Origin of the sequence: Sandarakinorhabdus oryzae (genome assembly GCF_009733735.1) — a bacterium.
Classification (GTDB): Bacteria; Pseudomonadota; Alphaproteobacteria; order Sphingomonadales; family Sphingomonadaceae; genus Sandarakinorhabdus; species Sandarakinorhabdus oryzae.
On record NZ_WNJP01000038.1, the window covers coordinates 1 to 20,704 of the forward strand.

Consider the following 20,704-nt stretch of genomic DNA (forward strand, 5'->3'; position numbering starts at 1 on the left):
CGGGCGGGAGCAGCCGCGCACCAGCGGCACGGCCGCCGCCGTGGCTGCCGCCGCTGCCATCGGCCACGGCAGCCAGCCCAGCACCGCCTGGGCGGCGAACTGCAGGGCAAAGCCGGCAATCGCGAACAGCGCGAGGAACAATATGGCCAGCACCAGCACGGGCAAGCGGCCAGCGTTCAACCAATCCAGCGCCGCCCCGACGCCATGATCGCCGCCACCAGGCAAATCGCCATCAAGGCCGATCAGCTGCAGCAGGGCAAGCGCCAGCAGCAGGCCCAATGCCGCCGTGAACGGCAGCAATGCAGGTTGCAGAAGGGCGAGCATGGAAATCGTTGCGCCTGAATCGAAAGGAACCAGGCACAATATCTAGGGATCGAAAAGACCCGCTGCAATGGAAACCGGACAACAGCGTGCCGATTTTCAGCGCGACATTTTCAGCCGTGTTGCACTGTTACATGACGCAACACGCGAACCTGCCGTCAGATCAGCAGCGGGCCATGCGCCAGTTTCGGCAGCACGTGGCGGCTGAACAGGTCGGCTTCGCGGGCGTGGGGATAGCCGGAGAGGATGAAGGCCTCCATGCCGGCGGCCTGATAGGCCTGCAGCTTGGCGACGATCTGATCGGGATCGCCCACCAGCGCGGCGCCGCAGCCTGACCGTGCCCGGCCGATGCCGGTCCACAGATTGTCTTCCACGTAACCGTCGCTGGCCTTGTCACGCAGCTCGGCCTGGCGCTGGACGCCGACCGACTGGCTGTCGAGCGACTTGGCGCGGATGGCGTCGCCGGTGGCGGCGTCGAGCTTGGAGAGCAGGTGATCGGCGGCTTCGCGCGCCTCGGCTTCGGTCTCGCGCACGATGACATGGACGCGATAGCCGAACTTCAGCGTGCGGCCGCGCTTGGCGGCACGCGTCGTCATGTCGGCGACCACTTCCTTCACCTTGTCCATGGTGTCGGGCCACATCAGATAGACATCGGCGGCTTCGGCAGCGGCTTCGCGGGCGTCTTCGGAGAGGCCGCCGAAATAGAGCGGCGGGCACTTGCCGGAGACGGTCTTCACGTTCGGCGGCGGCAGCTGCAGCTTGTAATGCTCACCCTGGTGGTCGAGCGCATCGCCATTGAGCAGGGTTTTCAGGATCTTCATCACCTCGACCGTGCGCGCATAGCGCGGCGCTGACGGCATGACTTCGCCCGGCATGTCCGACGAGATGATGTTGACGGTGAGGCGGCCGCCCAAAATCTGATCCAGCGTGGCGATGGCGCGGGCCAGCTGCGGCGGCCAGGTCTCGCCGACGCGGATCGCCATCAGCAGGCGGATCCGGCTTGTGAGCGCGGCGATGGCGCCAGCAAACATCTGGGTGTCGATGCCGAGCTGGTAGCCCGAAGGCAGCAGGATATTGTCAAACCCGCCCTTTTCGGCGGTCAGCACGATGTTGCGGCAATGCTCCCAGCTCGAGCGCAGCGCCGGATCGGGCACGCCGAGAAATTCATAATCATCGTCGCACAGGGCAGAGAACCAGCTGATTTCTGGACCGCTCATGGCAGATTTTCCCCAAGCGAGGCGACCAGGATGGCGTACCATTCCGCCCGCGTGAACGTGACCTTGAAGGCATCGGCGGCCTCGGCAATGCGCGCCGGGTTCTGGCTGCCGACAATCGGCGTGATCCCGGCCGGATGCGCCAGCACCCAGGCATAGGCCGTGGCCGCGATGCTCACCCCGAACCGTGCCCCATGCGCCGCCAGCGCCGCCTTGACCCGGATCAAGCGCTCATCCTCTTCCCTTTTCCGGCCCGGCCGCGGATCGCCATCGCCCAGCCGGCCCTGGCCCAGCGGCGACCAGCCCAGCACGGCGAGGCAATGCTTCATCGCCCAGTCGAGCGTGCCGTCGAACAGCGGCTGCAGCGCCAGCACCGAGAATTCTGGCTGGGTCGACACCAGCGGCGCCTTCAGATGCTTCTTCAGCGCGCTCGATTGCGCCACGGTGAAGTTGGAGACGCCCACTGCGCCAATCTTGCCGGCCTGCACCAGACCATCGAGGGTTTCGGCCACCTCGGCCCAATGGGTGAGCATGTCCGGCCGATGAATCTGCCACAGGTCGATGCGCTCGATGCCCAGCCGACTCAGTGAGGCATCGACGGCCTCCACCAGATAGGCGGGCGACGAGTCGTAGGGCACGCCCATGCGGATGCCGCCCTTGGACGCCAGCACGATCTGCCCGCGCAGGGACGGCGCCGCCTTGAACACCCGGCCCAGCAAGGCTTCGGAAGCGCCGAACGGCTCGTCATTGTCGGGCCCGTAAATATCGGCCGTGTCGAAGAAATTGATGCCGGCGGCCAACGCCGCCTCGCAGCGCGCCTGCGCGGCCGCCACATCATCGCCGGCAAAGCGCCACATGCCCCAGGCCAGCGGGCTGACCATAAATTCGGACTTGCCCAGCGGGCGGCGGTTGGGGCTTAGGGTGATGTGCGACATTTTGGCTTGATAGACTGAAGGACAGGCAGATGGGAAGCAGCGACACGATCCGCTGGGGCATTGTCGGCACCGGCATGATGGCGCTGGAGCATGTTGCCAACATCCAGCTGCTGGGCGGCGGCGCCATCACCGCCATTGCCGATCCGGTGCCGGCCTGCCTTGATCGGGCGGAAAAGGCGATCGGCCATGCGGTGGCGCGCTTCCCCGATGCGGCGGCGCTGGCAGCCTCTGGCCTCGTCGATGCCGTTGTCGTGGCCTCGCCCAATTTCACCCACCGCGCCGTGCTCGGCCCGCTGATGGACGCTCGCTTGCACATCCTGTGCGAAAAGCCGCTGGCGACGACGCTTGAGGACGCCAAGGCGGTGGCAGCGGCGGTGAAGGGTTATGACCGGACGTTCTGGACCGCGATGGAATATCGCTTCATGCCGCCGGTCAGCGAGTTCGTGTCCCTCGTCCATGCCGGCAAGGTCGGCCGCTTGGCTATGCTCTCCATCCGTGAGCACCGCTTCCCCTTCCTGGTGAAGGTGGGGGACTGGAACCGCTTTTCGGCCAACACCGGCGGCACGATGGTGGAAAAATGCTGCCACTTCTTCGACCTGATGCGCCATGTCGTCCAGTCGGAGCCGGTGCGGGTCTATTGCTCCGGCGCGATGGACGTGAACCACCGCGACGAGCGCTACGACGGCAAGACGCCTGACATCATCGACAACAGCTACACGGTCGTCGATTTCGCCAACGGCGTGCGCGCCATGCTGGATCTGTGCATGTTCGCCGATGGCGCCGAGCAACAGGAGGAGATCCTCGCCACCGGTGACCAGGCGCGGCTTGATGTGCTGATCCCGGCCGGCGACATCATCCATTCCCCCCGCGTCGGCTTCATGAACCCCAAGCAGGCGACACGCTGGCATGTCGAAACCCCGGCCGACGCGTTGGCGGCTGGGCAGCATCATGGCTCCACCTTCTTCCAGCACCGGCACTTTGCCGCGGCGGTGCGCGGGAACGGCCCGGTGATCGTGACGGCCGACGACGGCATGCGCGCCGTCGCCATCGGCCTTGCCGCCGAGATCTCGGCGAAGGAACATCGCGCCGTGGCGATGGCCGAGCTGGGCCTGTGACAACAGTGTGACTCGGCTGCCACAGCGTGGCCGGAACCGCGCAGTGGACCCGGTAGGCCAGATTGACGCAGGCCAAGAAAGCCTGTCTTGGCAAGACAACACGCCCGCCGCCAACTGGCGGGCACAGCCGGCCAATGTCCGGACAAGAAGGGGAGTGACATGATCCGCAGCTTTCTGATGAGCAGCGCCGCCATCCTGGCCGTTGCCGCCGCGCCGGCCTTTGCGCAGACCGATGCCGCCAGCGATGAGCCCGCCGAAATCGTGGTGACCGCGCAAAAGCGCAGTGAAAAGCTGCAGGACATCCCGCTTGCCGTTTCGGTGGTGGGCGGCGATGCGCTGGTGCGCCAGGGCGCGCTCAACATCGAAAACGCCCAGTATCTGGTGCCGACGCTGAACTTCCGCAAATCAGGCACCAGCATCAACCAGTCGCTCTATATCCGCGGCGTCGGCACGGCGACCTTCAGCCTGGCCGGCGAACCGTCGATCTCGACCGTCCTCGATGGCGTCGTGCTGGCCCGCGCCGGTGAAGCCTTTTCCGACCTCGTCGACATCGAACGCATCGAAGTGCTGCGCGGCCCGCAGGGCACGCTGTTCGGCAAGAATGCCTCGGCCGGTGTGGTCAACATCGTCTCCAAGCGGCCCGGCGACACGCTGGGCGGCTATGCCGAAGGCGGCTGGTTCTTCAACAACGGCAACGAATATCGCGTGCGTGGCGGGATCGATCTGCCGATCTCCGACCAGGTGCGCAGCCGCTGGACCGCTTTCTATGGCACCTATGATGGCAACATCTTCAACGATGCGCCGGGCGTGAACCGCCGTGTCAACGGCTATGAGCGTTATGGCGTCCGCGGCATCATCGAGGCCAATCTGACCGAGACGGTGAAGCTGACCCTGATCGGTGACTGGCGCAAGGCCAACGACGATTGCTGCGCCGAAGTCATCGGCACCCAGCCGACGGGGGTTGGCGCCCTGGCGCTGGCCGGCATCAGCTTCGCTGGCGACGGCACGCGTGTCGTGCGCCAGAATCTGGTGACCCGCACCGAGGAAGAAAGCTATGGCCTGTCGGCCCAGCTGGATTTCGAAGTCGGCACCCACACGCTCACCTCCATCACCGCCTGGCGCAAGTACAACAACCGCGAGATCCGTGATGGCGACTGGGTGGGCGGCGCCTATGCCGGCCTGAACCAGCTGCACGACGATGGCCCGCAGACCGGCACCACCTTCAGCCAGGAACTGCGGCTGACTTCGGCGGCGGACCAGACCTTCAGCTATGTCCTCGGCGGCTTCTTCAGCCGCGCCGTGACCGAGCGCACCTTCACCCGCACGGTCATCCGCTGCGGCGCCGCGCCAACGGAGCCGCTGGCGCTGGTCAGCTGCGGTTCGCCGGGCTACCCGTCGGAAACCGTGTCGGGCTCGGCCACATTCGGATCGGCGTTCGACAACTATGCGCTGTTCGGCCAGGGCACGATCAACTTCAGCGATCGCCTGCGCGGCATCGTCGGGCTGCGGCTGACGGCAGATCAGCTGTCGGTGTTCCACAGCCGTGTCGCCACGCCCAACGTTGGCGGCCTGCCGGGCATCAACCGCAACTTCGATCAGGGCGTGTATGACACCTCGTCCTTTGGCCAGAACAACGGCAATGCTGCGGCCAGCAACGGCGTGCCGTTCCAGACCAGCACCAGCGCCACCAACCTGTCGGGCAAGGTCGGCCTGCAATATGACTTCAGTGATGATGTCATGGGCTATGGGTCCTACACTCGCGGCTACAAGGGCCCGGCCTACAACATCTTCTTCAACCTGAACCCGACCGGCACCAACGTGATCGAAGCCGAAACCGGTGACAGCTTCGAAGTGGGCCTGAAGAACACGCTGTTCGGCGGCAAGCTGACGCTGAACCTCGCGGCCTTCTACGCCAAGTACAAGAATTTCCAGGCCAACAATCCCGATCTGGTTGCGGGCGTGGTGGTCACGCGCTTCACCAACGCCGGCGATGTCTCGACCCGCGGTGTGGAAATGGACTTTGCCCTTCGCCCGGTGAAGGACCTCAACATCACGGGCGGCCTTGCCTATACCGATGCCCATGTCGACGCCTTCCGGGCGCCACCCGGTGCGGCCGTGATTCCGGCCGGCACGCCACTCGGCTTCGCGCCGAAGTGGAAGGGCAGCGTTGGCCTCGACTATCGCTATCGCACCGGCCTGCCGGTGGACTTCGCGCTGTCGGGCAACGTTTCCACCCAGTCGAGCCAGCTCAGCCTGTTTGACGCCAGCGCCGCCGTCCGCGCCGCCGGCACCATCAAGGCCTACAGCCTGGTCGACCTGCAGTTCGCCATCGTCGAGAAGAACGACAAGTTCCGCCTGACCTTCCTGGTCAAGAACCTGTTCGACACCAGCTTCCCGGCGCAGATCACCAACGGCGGTCCGGGCGGCAGTTTCCGCTACCTGATCCCGCGTGAGGCGGATCGTTACTTCGGGGTGACGGGCCGGGTGAATTTCTAATCGCAGCCGGGCGCGCAAATAGCGCAGCTATTTGCCGACTCCGGCCAGATCGGACGGCGAGCGAAAAAGGCGGCCCCAACAGGCCGCCTTTTTTGACTCGTCCGACGGCGCGGCTCCGCCGCGCTCTTTCTTTCTGACTTTTTCCTTCGGCACCCGAAACGGACTCGGCGGCCCCGCCGCCGGCCGTGGCCACAGCGCCTACTCCCCCGCCGCGTCCTCGATCGCCTCCATCGCTGCATCACTCAGCCCGAAATGATGCCCCACCTCGTGCACCAGCACGTGGGTGACCAGCGCTTCCAGCGACTCGCCGCTTTCCGCCCACACGTCGAGCAGTGGCCGGCGATAGAGGAAGATCATGTCAGGCAAGGCGCCGGACGGCACGTCGCCTTTCATGCCGACATGGCGGCCCCAGTAGAGGCCGAGCAGGTCCCACTCGGTCTCCAGCTGCATCTCGGCCATCACCGTTTCGTCGGGAAAATCTTCCACCTTCAGGATGATGGAACCGAGGTGCCGCCGAAACAGTTCAGGCAGTCGTTCCACAGCGGCTTGTGCCAGGGTTTCGATATCGGCAAGGCTTGGCGGCATCAACATGGCCCATCCATAGGACAAGGCAGCACCATGGTCGAGAAACTGGATGATTATGCCCGGGCGTCGCTGGCCGCCGACGTGCCCGGCTGGCGCATCGATGGCGAGCATCTCAAGCGCAGCTATCGCTTCCGCGATTTCAGCCAGGCCTGGGGCTTCATGAACCGGGTGGCGCTGCTGGCCGAAGCGCAGGACCATCACCCGGAATGGTTCAATGTTTACAACAAGGTGGATATCGCGCTGACCACCCATGATGCCGGCGGCCTGTCGGAGCGTGATGTCAGGCTGGCCAAGGCGATCGACGCGCTGGTGGGTTAGGCTGGATTGCACCAATCAGGCTCGTCGCCCCGTGCTTGACACGGGGCCCCGCTGCCCTGGCGCAGAAACAAGCGGGGCCCCGGATCAAGTCCGGGGCGACGATCGCTCAAATCGGAAGATCAATCGAGGCGCAAAAAGGAAGGGCGGCACCTTGCGGTACCGCCCCTGCCCTGGTGCAAGCTCACCGGATCAACTGGCCCGGCTATGCTTGCGGCCAAGCTGCTTGCAGCCCAGCCTCACTCGGCCAAGCCTTTGTTGCTCGGCCTCACTCGGCCTCGACGGTCGGGGCGCCGGGGCCATTCTTCTTGATCGACTCGATGGCGTTCACGGCCGAGGACTTGGATGCATAGCCCTGGGTCGAGAACATCACCTCGCTGTTGTACATGAAGCGCACGCGAAACTCGCCGGCCTTGTCCTTGTAGATTTCGAACTTGTGGGCCATTGCGCCTCTCCTCCCCTAACCGTTGTCGAAGCTATTACGCGATTTTCCGTGCGTCAACGGGGCGTCCTCAGGCGGGCGGCAACAGGCCGTAGATGACGCACGCCTGAGCGTTCAGCGGATAGAGCGGCGGTTGCAGCGTCACCTGCACGTCGCCGGCAAGCTTTTCGAGTCCGGGCGACGGTGGCGCCGGTGCAGCGACGTCCATGGATCGTGCCATCATTTCGCGCGGGGCCTCCACATCGGTCGCCGGGCTTTCGCCGGCATAGCTTGGCCAGCCGGCCAGCACCTGCGTCTGGCAGACGCCGCCCGACGGATCGATCACCTTCACCATGCCCAGCCGGCTGCCGGCCGCCGCCGTGGCCAGCCGGGCCCGGCGGGCGGCATCCTTGACGGCGGCTTCATAAAGCCAGGTCTTGAGCGCATTTTCGGGTTCGAGGCTGAACGACGGCGTGTCGATGGCCGACGGGCGGGCTGCCACGGCGAGGCGATAGGCGCGTTCCAGCACCTCGGTGTCACGCACCTCGACGGCGAGCACCGCCGTCACCTCATAGGATTCGATCTGGTCGGCGCGCTGGTTCTCGACCAGCGTGCCGTCCTTCTGGCGATACTGGTCATAGAGCGGGCGGGTCGCAAGGCTGGTGGTCAGCCGCACCCGGTCCTTGCCGAGCGCGGCCAGCGCCGCATCCAGTTCCTTCGCCTTGGCCGTCGCCGCCGTGGTGGCCCCGGCCGCGGTCTTTTCCACCACGGAGAAGCGGGCCGCAAAGCGCGCGCGGTTGGCCGGCACCTCGGTGCGGACATTGCCCATGGAGGCGATCACTGGATCCTTCATCCACCACGGCGCCGGGATGAAGGGCTGGCCGATGCTGGCCGGCGGGGTTTGGGCGAGGGCGGGGGCCGCGATGAGGGCGGCTAGGAGCAGGATGCGGTTCATGGCCGAGGTGATGACGCGGGGTGGCTTGCGCGGGGATGAATGGGCCAAATGCTCCCCTCCCGCTCGCGGGGAGTCGCAGACGGCGCGCAGCGCCAGCGGCTGGGAGTGGTACGGGGGGGTGACGTGGATGCGCTGTCCTACACGGACAAAGCCTGTCATCCTGGCGCCTGCGCGGGGTCCTCTGGCGGAGCGGGAAGGCGCAAGGAGAATTTTCCTGAATCCGACACGAATCGTCAACAGTGTCAAAAATCGCTTTTCGGGTTTGTTCTTTGAAAAGACAGGGAAAATTGGCACCTTCGAGCGCGGCCGGCGGCAAAGCCGCCGAGTCCGCTTGGAGAGCCAGAAGGAAGGAAGAAGGGGCGTGGCAGAGCCACGCCGTCAGACGACACAAAAAAGGGCGGTTGGAGTACCGCCCTTTTTCGGTCGCTGGCCGCGCTTCGCCGAGTCAGGAAATAGCGCCGCTCTTTCCAGCCGGCTCAGCGAGGCGCCATCCTGATCCCGCCATCCAACCGCACATCCTCGCCGTTGAAATAGGAGTTCCGGCACATCTCCACCGCGAGGCTCGCATATTCCTCCGGCGCGCCCAGGCGCTTGGGGAACAGCACGGTCGCCGCCAGCGCCGCCTTCACATTGTCCGGCGCACCCTGCAACAAGGGCGTGTTGAAGATGCCGGGCAGGATGGTGTTGACGCGAATGCCTTCGCTCGACAGGTCGCGGGCGATCGGCAGGGTCATGCCGACGACGCCGCCCTTCGACGCCGAATAGGCGGCCTGGCCGATCTGGCCGTCTTCCGCCGCGACCGAGGCGGTGTTGACGATCGCGCCGCGCTCGCCGTTTTCCAGCGGCGGCAGGGTCAGCATGCCGGCCGCCGACTTGGCGATGCAGCGGAAGGTGCCGACCAGGTTGATCTGGATGATGCGATCAAAGGCATCGATCGGGAAATGCTTGATGCTGCCGTCTTCCTTGGAGCGGCTCGCGGTCTTGATGGCGTTGCCGGTGCCGGCGCAGTTGATCAGGATACGCTCCTGCCCGATGGCGGCGCGGGCCTTGGTAAAGCCGGCGTCAACCGAAGCCTCGTCGGTGACGTTGACGTTGCAGAACACGCCGCCGATCTCGGCCGCCATGGCTTCGCCCTTTTCGGCATTCATGTCGAAGATGGCGACCTTGACGCCGTGCCTGGTGAGCAGCCGCGCGGTGGCGGCGCCCAGGCCCGACGCGCCGCCGGTGACAACCGCTGAACAACCTTCCAGATTCATGTGAACCTCCCTCAAAGATGTGACGCTGTGCTTATGGGCAGCCGCTTGGCCAGCGGCAACCTTTCCAAAGCGTCAGCCCCGTCCCGTCAACGCTGCTGGCGTTTCAGCTGCGCCTCGCGCCAGGCCAGGTAGATGGTGGACGCGAGGATCAGCGCGCCGCCGGCCAGGGTGAGCGCATCATAGGTCTCGCCGAACAGGAAGACGCCGGCCGCGGTGATGAGGCCGAAACGCACGAAATCGAGCGGCAGCACCGCCGAGGCCTCTGACAGCGAGAAGGCCTTGGTGAGGGTGAGCTGGCCGATGGCAGCGGCCGCGCCAATGCCGGCGAGCAGCGGCCACACGGCGGGCGGTGGCGGCGTCCACACGAACAGGGCGACCGCCAGGCTGGGAAGGGTGGTGAGGATGAAGGTCCAGGCCGCCACGGCGCGGGAATCGTCAACGCCCACCAGGCTGCGCATGGCGACGATCGAATAGCCGGTGGACACGGCCGAGATGATGCCGGCGGCAATCCCCGGCGTCATCGGCAGATGGCCGGGGCGCAGCACCAGCAGCATGCCGACGAAGCCGACCGCCAGCGCTGCGATGCGCCGGGCGCGGATACGCTCCCCCAACACCATGACGGCGCCCAGCGTGCCGAACAGCGGCGCCGTGTAGTTGATGGCCAGCGTGGTGGCGAGCGGCGCGTTGGCGACCGCATAGAAGGTGCCCATTGTGGCGATGAAGCCCGAGGTGGCGCGGCCCAGGTGCACCTTCATCCGGTCCAGCCGAATGAGGCCGCGGTTGCGCAGCATCATCGGCACCAGGAAGAGCAGGCCAATGAAATTGCGGAAGAAGACAATCTCGAAACTGTGCAGCGATTGTGCGGTGTAACGGATCATCACCCACATCGACGCGAAGGCGAAGCAGGAGGCGATGAACCAGAAGGGGCCAGAGCGGGCGAGGCGTTGCACACGGCCCGGTTACGCTGTCAGCGCCGGGCTGGAAAGGGCCTCAGCCCCCGACGTCAACCATCGAGCAGGCGGGTCAGGGTGGCGACGTCGCTGTCGATCTCGCGGTCCTCGCCGCGCAGCTGCTCGACCTTCTTGACGGCGTGCATCACCGTGGTGTGATCGCGCTTGCCGAAACGGCGGCCGATCTCGGGCAGCGAACGCGGCGTCATCTTCTTGGCGAGATACATGGCGATCTGGCGCGGACGGGCGACTTCGCGGGCCCGGCGTTCCGACAGGAGATCGGCGACCTTGAGGCCATAATAGTCCGCGACCTTGCGCTGGATCTCGTCGATGGTCAGCTTCTTCTCGTGGGCGCGCAGCAGATCGGCCAGCGTTTCGCGGGTGAATTCCAGGCTGATCGGCTTGCCGACCAGCAGCGCGAAGGCAGTGACGCGGTTGAGCGCCCCTTCCAGTTCGCGCACGTTGGCGGTGATCTTGCGGGCCAGGAACTCGATCACGTCGTCCGGCACGGCGACCCGGTTGCTCAGGGCGGCCACCTTGGCGTGCAGGATGTTCAATCGCAGCTCGTAATCGGCCGGGTTGATGTCGGCCACCAGGCCCCAGGCCATGCGCGACAGGATGCGTTCCTGGATGCCTTCCAGGTTCTGCGGGCTGCGATCCGCGGTGATCACCAGGCGCTTTCCGGCGCCGATGATCTCGTTCATCGTGTGGAAGAATTCTTCCTGGGTCGATTCCTTGCCGGCGATGAACTGCACATCGTCGATCATCAAGAGATCGACCGAGCGCAGTCGCTGCTTGAAGCTGATCGTGTCCTTGGCGCGCAGCGCGGCCATGAACTCCACCATGAACTTCTCGGCCGACAGATAGGCCACGCGGGCACCGGGGTGATGGGCCAGATAGGCGTTGCCAATGGCGTGCATCAGATGGGTTTTGCCCAGCCCGGTGGTGCCATGCAGGAACAGCGGGTTGAAGCCGGGCGCTCCCGGCTCGGCCATGGCCAGCGCGGCGTTGTAGGCCAGCTCGTTGGACTTGCCGACGATGAAATTCTCGAAACTGTAGCGCGCATCGACCGGCAGCGGCTGGCCAGCCAGCCCAGGCGGCGTCACCTTTGGCAGCACCGGCGCGGGTCCGCCCGACGCAGCCGCCGGTACGGCGCCCATCCCTGCCGCGCACGCCAGCACCACGACCCGGCGCAGTCCGGGCCGATGCTGCGCCCAGTGGCGCCGCACCAGATCACTGAAGTTGCTGGTTACCCAATCGGCAGCAAAGGCAGACGGCGCCGCCAGGCGCAGCGTGTCGCCATCGCAGCCGAGCAGCACGAGCGGCGCGAGCCAGGCATCGAAACTGTGATCACCGGCATCGGCCTTGAGCGCCAGTCGCACGCGGCTCCACACATCGCGATCGCTGCTGTCAACGTCTGCGCCGCCAATCTGCGGTACCGGCTGGAATCCGGAAGAAACAACAGATGCAACAGCCGTCGACACGCACCCCTTCCTTCCGCCGCCCCCGGCATTGACCCTGAAGCCTGCATCGCAGACCCCATTTACCACCCATCCACCGTGATGCCGGCCAGCCGGGTACAGCCGGGCGCAGTTGCCCCTCTGCGCCTGAACCAGGGCACAGCCTGCATCACTTATTCTGCGATCGAGCCGCTTGACGTTCATCACGCCGGCCGGCCCAAACCGAAGGCCAAATAAGCAGGGGCCATGCTTGCCTGCAAGCGACCAATTTCGTTCCAAAGCCAAATAAAGCTGTTGACACAACTTCCGGAGACTTACCGTGGAGGCCCTCGCAAATATCTGGAATCACGCGCCGAATCGCGGAGCTCTTGATGCCCGTTCGCGCCTGTGAAACCGCTAAGCACTTGGATTTTTTGTGTCAGAGCAATGACGCTTTGATGACGTGGCAATGGTTGTCGCAGGCAATTTTGCGCTGCATCAAATCGCTTGTGCAGCGCGCCAATCGGGCGGTTGTTCCACATTGGGGACAGGCGGTCCGCTTTTGTGCCGCCGAATCGGCCCAGCAACGCGAATCAGCGGCCAAAGCTGGCGACTCGGGCGGGCTGCTGTGGCGGGTCGCGACCAACGAAAAAGGGCGCCGCCTGCTGGCCGCGCCCTATTTTCTTGGGGTTCGCGATTCAGTGCCAATTGGCACCGAACGGGATCAGGCGGTGGCCAGGCCCTTCACGCGGGCGGCCAGGCGGCTGATCTTGCGCGACACAGTGTTCTTGTGCAGCACGCCCTTGGCGACGCCACGCATCATTTCCGGCTGGGCAGCCTTCAGCGCTTCGGCAGCGGCAGCGGCATCACCGGCGGCAAGGCTCGATTCGACCTTTTTGACGAAAGTGCGGATGCGGCTGACGCGCGCCTTGTTGATCGCGGCGCGGCGGTCGTTGCGGCGGATGCGCTTTTCAGCCTGGGGCGTGTTGGCCATGGTTTCCTGCAAGTCTGATCAATGATGGACAGGCGCCACCCCTCGCGGGGTCACGCCAGAAGGTGAGCGCCATAAGCGAGGGCCGGCTTGGGGTCAAGCCCTGGGGTCAAGTCTTGTCGAGCTGGCGCGGAGCAGGCTGACAGGCCGGGCAGAAGAAGCTGGAGCGCCCCGACTGCACGATGCGGGCGATACGGGCTGCGCAGGTGGGGCAATTCTCCCCTTCGCGGCCATAAACGGCGAACTCCTTCTGGAAATAGCCCAGCGTGCCATCGGGCGCCGCATGATCGCGCAGGGTCGAACCGCCCGCGGCGATGGCTTCACCCAGCACTTGGGGTATGGCGGGTTCGAGGCGCTTCAACCGTGCCGGCGCGACATTGCCGCCCGGCGTTTCGGGGTGGATGCCGGCCCGATACAGCGCCTCGCAAACATAGATATTGCCCAGGCCGGCAATCAGCCGCTGATCGAGCAGGATCGCCTTGGCCGGAGCAAGCCGGTCGCCAAAGATGCGCTTCAGGAGAGGCAGGCCATAGTCCGGCCCCAGCGGCTCTGGTCCGATATTGGCCAGCAGCGGGTGCGCCGGCGCATCGGCTGTCGCCACCAGATCGAGGCTGCCGAAGCGGCGCGCATCATTGAACGCCACCACCCGGCCGTTGCCGGTTTCGAACACGACATGGTCGTGCTTTTCCAGCGTGTCGGGATCGACCCGCATTCGCCCTGACATGCCGAGATGGATGATCAACGTGTCGCCGCGGTCGGTTTCAACCAGGCCATATTTCGCCCGCCGGCCCAGCCGAACCACGGTCGCGCCCGTCAGCCGCTGGCCCAGTGCTTCGGGCAAGGGTCGGCGCAGATCGGGCCGGTTGGCGACAACCCGGGTGAAGCGCTGGCCTTCCCAGACCGGGGTGAGGCCGCGCATGACTGTCTCTACTTCGGGAAGCTCGGGCATGGCTTGCGACATAGGCGGCGTTTGCATGGCCGCCAAGCCTCGGCTAAGCCGCGCCTGCGAAAAGGACAGACGATGAGCGAGACCGTCAGCTTCGGCTATGAAGAGGTGGCCCCCGAGGAGAAGACCCGCCGGGTGGGTGAGGTCTTCCGCTCCGTGGCCAAGCGTTATGACATCATGAACGATCTGATGTCGGCCGGCATGCACCGGGTGTGGAAGGATGATTTCGTTCGCCTGGTGAACCCGCGCCCCGGCGAGGACATTCTCGACATGGCCGGCGGCACCGGCGACATCGCGTTTCGCATGGAAAAATCCGGCGCCAATGTGACGGTGGCGGATATCAACCCGGCCATGCTGGAAGTGGGCATGGAGCGCGCCGCCGAGCGAGGCCTGACCAGCCTGATCTGGCGCGAGGAAAACGCCGAGGTTTTGTCGTTTCCAGACAACAGCTTTGATGCTTACACCATTGCGTTCGGCATCCGCAACGTCACCGATATTCCGGCCGCGCTGAAGGAAGCGCACCGCGTCCTCCGCTATGGCGGGCGCTTCTTCTGCCTGGAATTCTCGACCACCACCTGGCCCGGCTTTGCCGAGATTTATGACGTCTATTCGGAGAAACTGGTGCCCCGAATTGGCGAACTGGTGGCCAAGGATGCCGATAGTTATCGCTATCTGATCGAATCGATCCGGCGCTTTCCCAAGATGGACGAATTCGCCGCCATGATCCGCACCGCCGGTTTCTCCCAGGTGAAGGTGCGCCCGATCCTGGGCGGTGCTGTTGCCATCCATTCGGGATGGAAGGCCTGAATTGATCGCCCTCATTCACTTGTGGCGGCTGCTGGTCTGGGGCCGGCGGATGGCCCGCCATGGCGCGCTGCGTCCATTTGAGGGCCGGCGGTTGCCCACTGCTGTCCGGCTGGTGGCCCGCCTTGCCCGGCTGGGGGCCCGTGCCCCCGCCACCCCTGATTTCGCTGCCGGCCTCGCCGCCGTCGGCCCGGCAGCCATCAAGCTGGGCCAGGCGCTCGCCACCCGGCCCGATCTGATCGGGCTCGAGGCCGCCACCGATCTGGCTCGCCTGCAGGATGCCCTGCCCCCCGCCCCGTTCGGCGCGGTCGAGCCCGTACTGAACGCGGCCTGTGGCGGCGACTGGAAAACCCGCTTTCAGTCGATCGAACCCGAAGCCGTCGCCGCAGCGTCCATCGCCCAGGTCCACAAGGCCGTCACCAGCGATGGCCGCAGCGTCGCCATCAAGTTGCTGCGGCCGGGCATCGAGGCAGACGTCGCCTCGGCCCTGGCCACTTATGAATGGGGCGCCGCCCATCTCGAAGCGCTTGGTGGCGAATTTGCCCGGCTGCGGCCGCGCGCCGTCATCGCCACCTTCAAGGGCTGGATCGAGGCCGAACTTGATCTGCGCCGCGAAGCTGCCAGCGCGTCGGAACTGGGCGAGATCCTGGCCGGCGAGCCCGATTTCGTCGTGCCGGCGGTGGACTGGCAGCGCTCCACCAGGCGGATGCTGGTGATCGACTGGATCGACGGGGTGAAAGTGTCGGACCGGGCCGCCCTGGCCGCCCTCGACATCGACCGGCCGGCGCTGGCCCGCGTGCTGGTCAACGGCTTCCTCGCCCAGGCCATCACCAAGGGCTTTTTCCACGCCGATCTCCACCAGGGCAATCTGTTCGTCATCCCGCCCGGAAACGGTGTGGACCACGCCCGTATCGGCGTCATCGATTTCGGCATCATGGGCCGCATCAACCGCCGCGCCCGGCTCTATCTGGCTGAAATCCTCCATGGCCTCGTCACCGGCAATTATGCCCGTGTCGCCGAAATCCATTTCGAGGCCGGCTATGTGCCGCCGCACCACAATCCGGCGGCGTTCGCGACGGCCCTGCGCGCCGTCGGCGAGCCGATCCGCGGCCGCCAGGCCAAGGACATCGCCATCACCGATCTCCTCGAAGGCTTGTTCTCCATCACCCGCAGCTTCGACATGCCAGTGCAGCCGCACCTGCTGCTGCTGCAGAAGACGATGGTGATGGTCGAAGGCGTGGCGCTGACCATCGACCCGCATGTCAACATGTGGGAAGTCGCCGAGCCCTATGTGCGCGACTGGGTGCGCGACGAGATGGGCCCGGAAGCCATGATTGCCGACAATCTGGTGCTCAATTTCCGCGCGCTCAAGCAATTGCCGCGCATCTTCCGCCAATGGGTGGCCGAAAATCCCATGCCCGGCGCCGCTCCGCCGCAAGCGCCGCTGCCACCACTGCCGGAGAAGGCCAGCGGTGGCTGGTCCACGCCCTGGTTGTTGCTGGCAGCCGGAATAGGTGCGGCCGTGGTGATTCTGTTGGGCTGATCCCCACCCTCCGCGCTTGCACCTTCTGGCCATTCCGCCTATGGCCGCGCCCATGAAAGCCACCGTCACCGTCACCCTGAAAAATGGCGTGCTCGACCCGCAGGGCCGGGCCATCGAATCGGCCCTGAAGGGGCTGGGTTTTGACGGGGTCGGCGACGTCCGCGCCGGCAAGATCATCGAGCTGGAACTGGCCGACGGAACCAGCCGCGAAACGGTCGAAGCCATGGCCCGCCAGCTGCTCGCCAACACGGTGATCGAGAATTTCCGGATCGAGATGCCGTGAAGTCCGCGGTCATCGTCTTCCCCGGCTCCAACTGCGATCGGGATCTGGCCGATGCCATCACCAAGGTGACCGGCATTGCGCCCACCCTCGTGTGGCACGCCGAAACCAGCCTGCCTGATCGGCTTGATTTCATTGGCATCCCCGGCGGCTTTTCCTACGGCGACTATCTTCGCTCCGGCGCCATGGCCGCGCGCTCGCCGGTCATGCAGGCTGTCGTGCAGGCGGCCGGCGAAGGCCGCGCCGTGCTCGGCGTCTGCAATGGCTTCCAGGTGCTCACCGAAACCGGGCTGCTGCCCGGCGCACTGATGCGCAACGCCGGCCTCAACTTCGTCTGCCGCGACGTCCGTCTCGAAGTCGCCAACAGCCAGTCGATCTTCACCAGCCGCTATGCCACCGGCGAAACGGTCACCATTCCCGTGGCCCACCATGACGGCAATTATTTCGCCGACGCCGAAACCCTGGCGCGCCTGGAAGGCGAAGGCCGCGTCGCCTTCCGCTACGCCGAAAGCGTCAACGGCTCGGCGCACGATATCGCCGGCATTCTCAACGACGCCGGCAACGTGCTCGGCATGATGCCCCACCCGGAACGGCTGATCGAAGACGCCCAGGGCGGCACCGACGGACGCCGGATGTTCGAAGCGGTGCAGGCGGCGCTGGGGTAAGAAAAGGCTGGCCTCCAGCGGGCAGGGTCGCAGACCCTGCACCCGTTTGTCTTTCGACAGCCCATTTCCTTCAAGTCGTTGTCATGCTGGCGCAGGCCAGCATCCAGCGTGAAGCCGGGGCCAGCTGCTGTGATGGCGTGCTGGCGGCACGGTGGATGCTGGCCTGCGCCAGCATGACATGAAGGAGTTGGGCAAGACGACCTGGAAACGAACGGGTGCAGGGTCTGCGACCCTGCCCGCCGGAGGCCCACTAACCTCTTGCCTGTGTCGGCACCCTCCCCCACCCTGAAGCGGGAGGCCTCACCATGCACACGCGCCGAGAGATACTCGCCATGACCGGCGCTGCCGCCCTGATGTCGCAGCGCCTGTCAGCCCAGCCCATTCCCGATCAGCTCGTGCTGCTCGGCACCGGCGGCGGGCCGACTCCCAAGGCCTTGCGGGCGGCGCCGAGCATGGCGTTGATGATCGGTGGACAGCTGCACGTGATCGATGCCGGCAATGGCGTGGCGCGGCAGGTGGTGTTGGCGGGATTGCCATTGAAGACGCTGAGCCATGTGTGGATCACCCATCTGCACAATGATCATGTTGCCGATGCCTTCACCTTGCCGTGGCTGGCGTGGAGCGGGGCGCTGACGACGCCGGTGACGGTGCATGGGCCGCGGGGCATGCAGCAGATGGCGCGCGATTGGCTGCGCTTTGCCCATGTCGATATCGCGACGCGCATGGCTGATGAGGGCCGGCCGGACCTGCGCAAGATGATCAGGGTGGCCGAGGTGCAGCCCAAGGGTAGCGGAAGGATCGTGCTGCTGGACAGCGCGGGGTTGAAAGTGACGGCAGCGCGGGTGGAGCATCCGCCGCTCACCGACAGTTTTGCCTATCGCTTCGATTGGGCCGGCAAGTCGGTGGTGTGGTCGGGCGACACGCGGCCGTGCCCGGCGCTGATCGAACTGGCGAGGGGGGCGGATTATCTGGTGCAGGAGGTGATGTATCTGCCGGCGATGGAGCGGCTGATCCAAGCCGAGTCCAACGCGCCGAGCCTGCGGGCGCATCTGTTGGCCAGCCACACGCCGGTGGAGCAGGCCGGTGAGTTGGCGACGGCGGCGGGCGTGAAGACGCTGGTGCTCAGCCATTTCGTGCCGGGCGGCGATGCGAGTGTGCGTGATGAGGACTGGCGCGCGGCGGCGTCCAGGGGCTTTGCCGGCCCGATCATCGTCGGTCGGGACCTGCTGCGCCTGGCCTTGTGAAGGCCACGCAACCTCATCCAAATCAGCGCGATCGGGCCGGTAAGTGCATTCATGGTGGAGGAATCGTTAACGAAGCTTCTTGCACATCCCGTTTCTTTTCAGAGAGATGCGCACGTTGGCCAACAGCGGCCAGTCGCCATGTTAACGATCGACTAACCTTAAAGTCAGACCGGCTGATTGATGCGACAAGGGCCGGATTGTAGAAAGGCAGTGCGCCGGTGCCGGCCCCCTGGCACCCGGCGGGGAGACCGCTCCATGCCTGCTCACGCCATTTCCGGCCAGTCGCTGCCGCGCCCAGCCCGGTCCAGCCACCCCACATTGCCTTGGCCGCATCTGAAGGCCGGCCTCGGTCGGCTTGGTGTTGGCCTGTTCACCCTGCCCTTCTGGCTGGCGGTGGTGATGGTGGCGGCGCTGGCGCTGTTGCTGATGCTGGTGATGGATGCGGCGCTGATGCTGGTCGATGCGGTGCAGCCCGGCCCGGCTCCCGAGCGGCGACGTTGGCGCACCGGCGCGTTATTCTAGGGCCAGGACCGCGTTCAAACCCGCGTCTTGAACGGCGTGAAATCGGTGCCCGTGTCATAGACATCGAGGCCCTCGACCCGCTTGAACCAGCCGACGACGGCATAGGTGACGGGGGTGAGCAAGACCTCCCACAGCACTTTGAGCACATAGTTGGTGCCGGCAATGAGCAGCACTCGCTCCACCGGCCAGTCCGGCTGGCCGAGGAAGGCGAGCGGGTAGAAGATCAAGCTGTCCACGCCCTGCCCCACCACGGTCGAACCGATGGTGCGGGTCCACAGCCAGCGGCCCTGGGTGAGCAGCTTTAGGCGCGCCAGCACGAAGCTGTTGGCGAACTCGCCGGCCCAGAAGGCCAGGATGGAGGCGAGGAAGATGCGCGGCGTCTGCCCGAAGACGGCCGCCAGGGTCTCCTGGCCGCTCCAGCCCGGCGCCGGCGGCATGGCAACCACCACAGTGCACATCAGCGCGGTGAAGGCGGACGCCGCAAAGCCCACCCACACCACGCGGCGGGCGCGGGCATAGCCATAGACTTCGGTGAGCACGTCCCCGAGCACATAGCCCAGCGGGAAGAACAGGATGCCGGCGCCGAAGATCACCGGCTCCGCGCTCCACGGCACCGAAATGGCGGCCTGTTTTCCGGCGCCAATCAGGTTGGAGCAGATCAGGATGACGGCGAAGGCCGCCATGCAGAAATCATAATAGCGCAGCTGGCGCCCGGCGAGCGCACCGGCCGAAACGGCGCGGATGCCTTCGGGTTCGTGGGCGGCGGCATCGGCCAGCAGGCTGCGGTCTTCGGGATCCAGCGTCATGCTGGCCACCATACAGGCTGAATTCCGGCGTGGAAGGTGCCGGATGACGCAGCCCGCCTGTTCCTTTTTTGTTCTCTTCGTGCTATGAGCAGGGAATGACCGATTCGCTGCCCCTGCGCTGGCTTTATCTGGACCTCAACAGCTATTTCGCCAGCGTTGAGCAGCAGTTGAATCCGGCCTTGCGCGGGCGGCCAGTGGTGGTGGCGCCGGTGATGACCGACAGCACCAGCGCAATCGCGGCGAGTTACGAGGCCAAGGCCTTCGGTATCCGCACGGGCACGAAGATCTGGCAAGCAAAAGCCATGTGCCGCGACCTGGTGATCGTGCCCGGCCGCCATGATGAATATGTGCGTTTTCACCACAAGGTGATCGACGAGGTGAACCGGCATGTGCCGGTGACCAGCGTCTGTTCCATCGACGAGGTGGCGTGCCGCCTGATGGACAACGAGAACAGCCCGGCCGCGGCCGCCGCCCTCGCAACGGCGATCAAGGCCGGGCTGGCCGCCAATGTGGGGGCGTGCCTGACGGCCTCCATTGGCGTTGCCTCCAACCGGCTGCTGGCCAAGATGGCGGCCGATATGCGCAAGCCCGACGGGCTGACCATCCTGACCGAAGACGTGCGCCGCGCCCGGCTGGAGCGGCTGCCGCTGTCCGACATTCCGGGTGTGGGCCGGGCAATGGAAAAGCGGCTGGCGGCGGCGGGGCTGGTGTCGATGGCGCAGCTGCTGGCGATGAGCCCGAGCCAGGCCCGGCAGGCGTGGGGCAGCGTGTGGGGCGAACGGCTGCACTGGCTGCTGCACGGCCACGAGGTGGCCGAGGTGCCGACCGAGCAGCGCAGCATCGGCCACAGCCACGTGCTGGGGCCGGAAAAGCGCCCGTTGCCGGTGGCGCGGCTGGTGGC

21 protein-coding genes and 1 pseudogene are annotated in these 20,704 nt (G+C 65.7%); 10 read left to right on the forward strand and 12 right to left on the reverse strand.

Features of this window, described 5'->3' with window-relative positions:
* From GJ693_RS05780 to GJ693_RS05790, 3 genes and pseudogenes are all read right to left on the reverse strand, one after another.
* Nucleotides 1–324, reverse strand: a pseudogene (locus GJ693_RS05780) (OB-fold-containig protein); the annotation flags it as partial.
* Between the two features lie 155 nt (nucleotides 325–479).
* Entirely contained in the window at nucleotides 480–1,538 is a 1,059-nt protein-coding gene (locus GJ693_RS05785) for an LLM class flavin-dependent oxidoreductase (RefSeq protein WP_156255382.1), read from the reverse strand.
* Nucleotides 1,535–2,470: an aldo/keto reductase gene (locus tag GJ693_RS05790; RefSeq protein WP_156255383.1), complete on the reverse strand. Its 936-nt coding sequence runs from the start codon at nucleotides 2,468–2,470 to the stop codon at nucleotides 1,535–1,537. Before GJ693_RS05790 ends, GJ693_RS05785 begins: the two co-directional genes overlap by 4 nt.
* A 29-nt stretch (nucleotides 2,471–2,499) precedes the next feature.
* Here GJ693_RS05790 and GJ693_RS05795 point away from each other — a divergent pair, with 29 nt between their 5' ends.
* Entirely contained in the window at nucleotides 2,500–3,585 is a 1,086-nt protein-coding gene (locus tag GJ693_RS05795; RefSeq protein WP_197041988.1) for a Gfo/Idh/MocA family protein, read from the forward strand.
* Nucleotides 3,586–3,744: 159 nt separating this feature from the next.
* Entirely contained in the window at nucleotides 3,745–6,081 is a 2,337-nt protein-coding gene (locus GJ693_RS05800) for a TonB-dependent receptor (RefSeq protein ID WP_156255384.1), read from the forward strand.
* Between the two features lie 198 nt (nucleotides 6,082–6,279).
* On the opposite strand, the gene GJ693_RS05805 is transcribed toward GJ693_RS05800, so the two are convergent.
* Complete coding sequence (locus GJ693_RS05805; protein WP_156255385.1) at nucleotides 6,280–6,672, reverse strand: metallopeptidase family protein; 393 nt, start codon at nucleotides 6,670–6,672, stop codon at nucleotides 6,280–6,282.
* Between the two features lie 27 nt (nucleotides 6,673–6,699).
* Here GJ693_RS05805 and GJ693_RS05810 point away from each other — a divergent pair, with 27 nt between their 5' ends.
* The gene (locus GJ693_RS05810; protein ID WP_156255386.1) at nucleotides 6,700–6,984 is read left to right on the forward strand and encodes a 4a-hydroxytetrahydrobiopterin dehydratase; all 285 of its coding nucleotides are present in this window, start codon (nucleotides 6,700–6,702) and stop codon (nucleotides 6,982–6,984) included.
* Between the two features lie 265 nt (nucleotides 6,985–7,249).
* On the opposite strand, the gene GJ693_RS05815 is transcribed toward GJ693_RS05810, so the two are convergent.
* The 7 genes from GJ693_RS05815 to mutM all read right to left on the reverse strand — a co-directional run bounded on the left by GJ693_RS05815 (nucleotide 7,250) and on the right by mutM (nucleotide 13,942).
* Nucleotides 7,250–7,426 (reverse strand): YegP family protein, encoded by a 177-nt coding sequence (locus tag GJ693_RS05815; protein ID WP_156255387.1) that lies wholly within the window; start codon nucleotides 7,424–7,426, stop codon nucleotides 7,250–7,252.
* 67 nt (nucleotides 7,427–7,493) lie between these two features.
* The gene (locus tag GJ693_RS05820; protein ID WP_235902672.1) at nucleotides 7,494–8,405 is read right to left on the reverse strand and encodes an SIMPL domain-containing protein; all 912 of its coding nucleotides are present in this window, start codon (nucleotides 8,403–8,405) and stop codon (nucleotides 7,494–7,496) included.
* A 428-nt stretch (nucleotides 8,406–8,833) separates the two neighbouring features.
* On the reverse strand, nucleotides 8,834–9,613 hold the full coding sequence (locus tag GJ693_RS05825) for an SDR family NAD(P)-dependent oxidoreductase (protein WP_156255388.1): 780 nt from the start codon (nucleotides 9,611–9,613) through the stop codon (nucleotides 8,834–8,836).
* Nucleotides 9,614–9,699: 86 nt separating this feature from the next.
* Nucleotides 9,700–10,563: a DMT family transporter gene (locus GJ693_RS05830; RefSeq protein WP_156255389.1), complete on the reverse strand. Its 864-nt coding sequence runs from the start codon at nucleotides 10,561–10,563 to the stop codon at nucleotides 9,700–9,702.
* 53 nt (nucleotides 10,564–10,616) lie between these two features.
* Nucleotides 10,617–11,993, reverse strand: a complete 1,377-nt coding sequence (gene dnaA, locus GJ693_RS05835; protein ID WP_156255399.1) for a chromosomal replication initiator protein DnaA — start codon at nucleotides 11,991–11,993, stop codon at nucleotides 10,617–10,619.
* A 733-nt stretch (nucleotides 11,994–12,726) separates the two neighbouring features.
* Complete coding sequence (gene rpsT, locus GJ693_RS05840) at nucleotides 12,727–12,996, reverse strand: 30S ribosomal protein S20 (RefSeq protein WP_026090672.1); 270 nt, start codon at nucleotides 12,994–12,996, stop codon at nucleotides 12,727–12,729.
* A gap of 106 nt (nucleotides 12,997–13,102) precedes the next feature.
* Entirely contained in the window at nucleotides 13,103–13,942 is an 840-nt protein-coding gene (gene mutM, locus GJ693_RS05845) for a bifunctional DNA-formamidopyrimidine glycosylase/DNA-(apurinic or apyrimidinic site) lyase (protein ID WP_156255390.1), read from the reverse strand.
* A gap of 72 nt (nucleotides 13,943–14,014) precedes the next feature.
* Between mutM and ubiE the strand changes: the two genes are divergently transcribed.
* From ubiE to GJ693_RS05875, 6 genes are all read left to right on the forward strand, one after another.
* Complete coding sequence (gene ubiE, locus GJ693_RS05850; protein ID WP_156255391.1) at nucleotides 14,015–14,746, forward strand: bifunctional demethylmenaquinone methyltransferase/2-methoxy-6-polyprenyl-1,4-benzoquinol methylase UbiE; 732 nt, start codon at nucleotides 14,015–14,017, stop codon at nucleotides 14,744–14,746.
* 49 nt (nucleotides 14,747–14,795) lie between these two features.
* Nucleotides 14,796–16,286, forward strand: coding sequence for an AarF/UbiB family protein (locus GJ693_RS05855; protein ID WP_156255400.1), 1,491 nt, complete (start codon nucleotides 14,796–14,798; stop codon nucleotides 16,284–16,286).
* 52 nt (nucleotides 16,287–16,338) lie between these two features.
* The gene (gene purS, locus GJ693_RS05860) at nucleotides 16,339–16,569 is read left to right on the forward strand and encodes a phosphoribosylformylglycinamidine synthase subunit PurS (RefSeq protein WP_156255392.1); all 231 of its coding nucleotides are present in this window, start codon (nucleotides 16,339–16,341) and stop codon (nucleotides 16,567–16,569) included.
* Nucleotides 16,566–17,231, forward strand: coding sequence for a phosphoribosylformylglycinamidine synthase subunit PurQ (gene purQ / locus GJ693_RS05865; RefSeq protein ID WP_156255393.1), 666 nt, complete (start codon nucleotides 16,566–16,568; stop codon nucleotides 17,229–17,231). The genes purS and purQ overlap by 4 nt, the downstream gene beginning before the upstream one ends.
* Before the next feature lie 305 nt (nucleotides 17,232–17,536).
* Nucleotides 17,537–18,475 carry an MBL fold metallo-hydrolase gene (locus GJ693_RS05870; RefSeq protein WP_156255394.1) on the forward strand — a complete coding sequence of 313 codons (939 nt, stop codon included), beginning with the start codon at nucleotides 17,537–17,539 and terminating at the stop codon, nucleotides 18,473–18,475.
* A 255-nt stretch (nucleotides 18,476–18,730) separates the two neighbouring features.
* Nucleotides 18,731–18,997: a hypothetical protein gene (locus GJ693_RS05875; protein WP_156255395.1), complete on the forward strand. Its 267-nt coding sequence runs from the start codon at nucleotides 18,731–18,733 to the stop codon at nucleotides 18,995–18,997.
* Between the two features lie 14 nt (nucleotides 18,998–19,011).
* Here GJ693_RS05875 and GJ693_RS05880 read toward each other — a convergent pair whose 3' ends face one another.
* Entirely contained in the window at nucleotides 19,012–19,803 is a 792-nt protein-coding gene (locus GJ693_RS05880; RefSeq protein ID WP_235902676.1) for a queuosine precursor transporter, read from the reverse strand.
* 95 nt (nucleotides 19,804–19,898) lie between these two features.
* On the opposite strand from GJ693_RS05880, the gene GJ693_RS05885 reads away from it, so the two are divergent.
* On the forward strand, nucleotides 19,899–20,704 hold an 806-nt coding region (locus GJ693_RS05885), incomplete at its 3' end, for a DNA polymerase Y family protein (protein WP_408014544.1).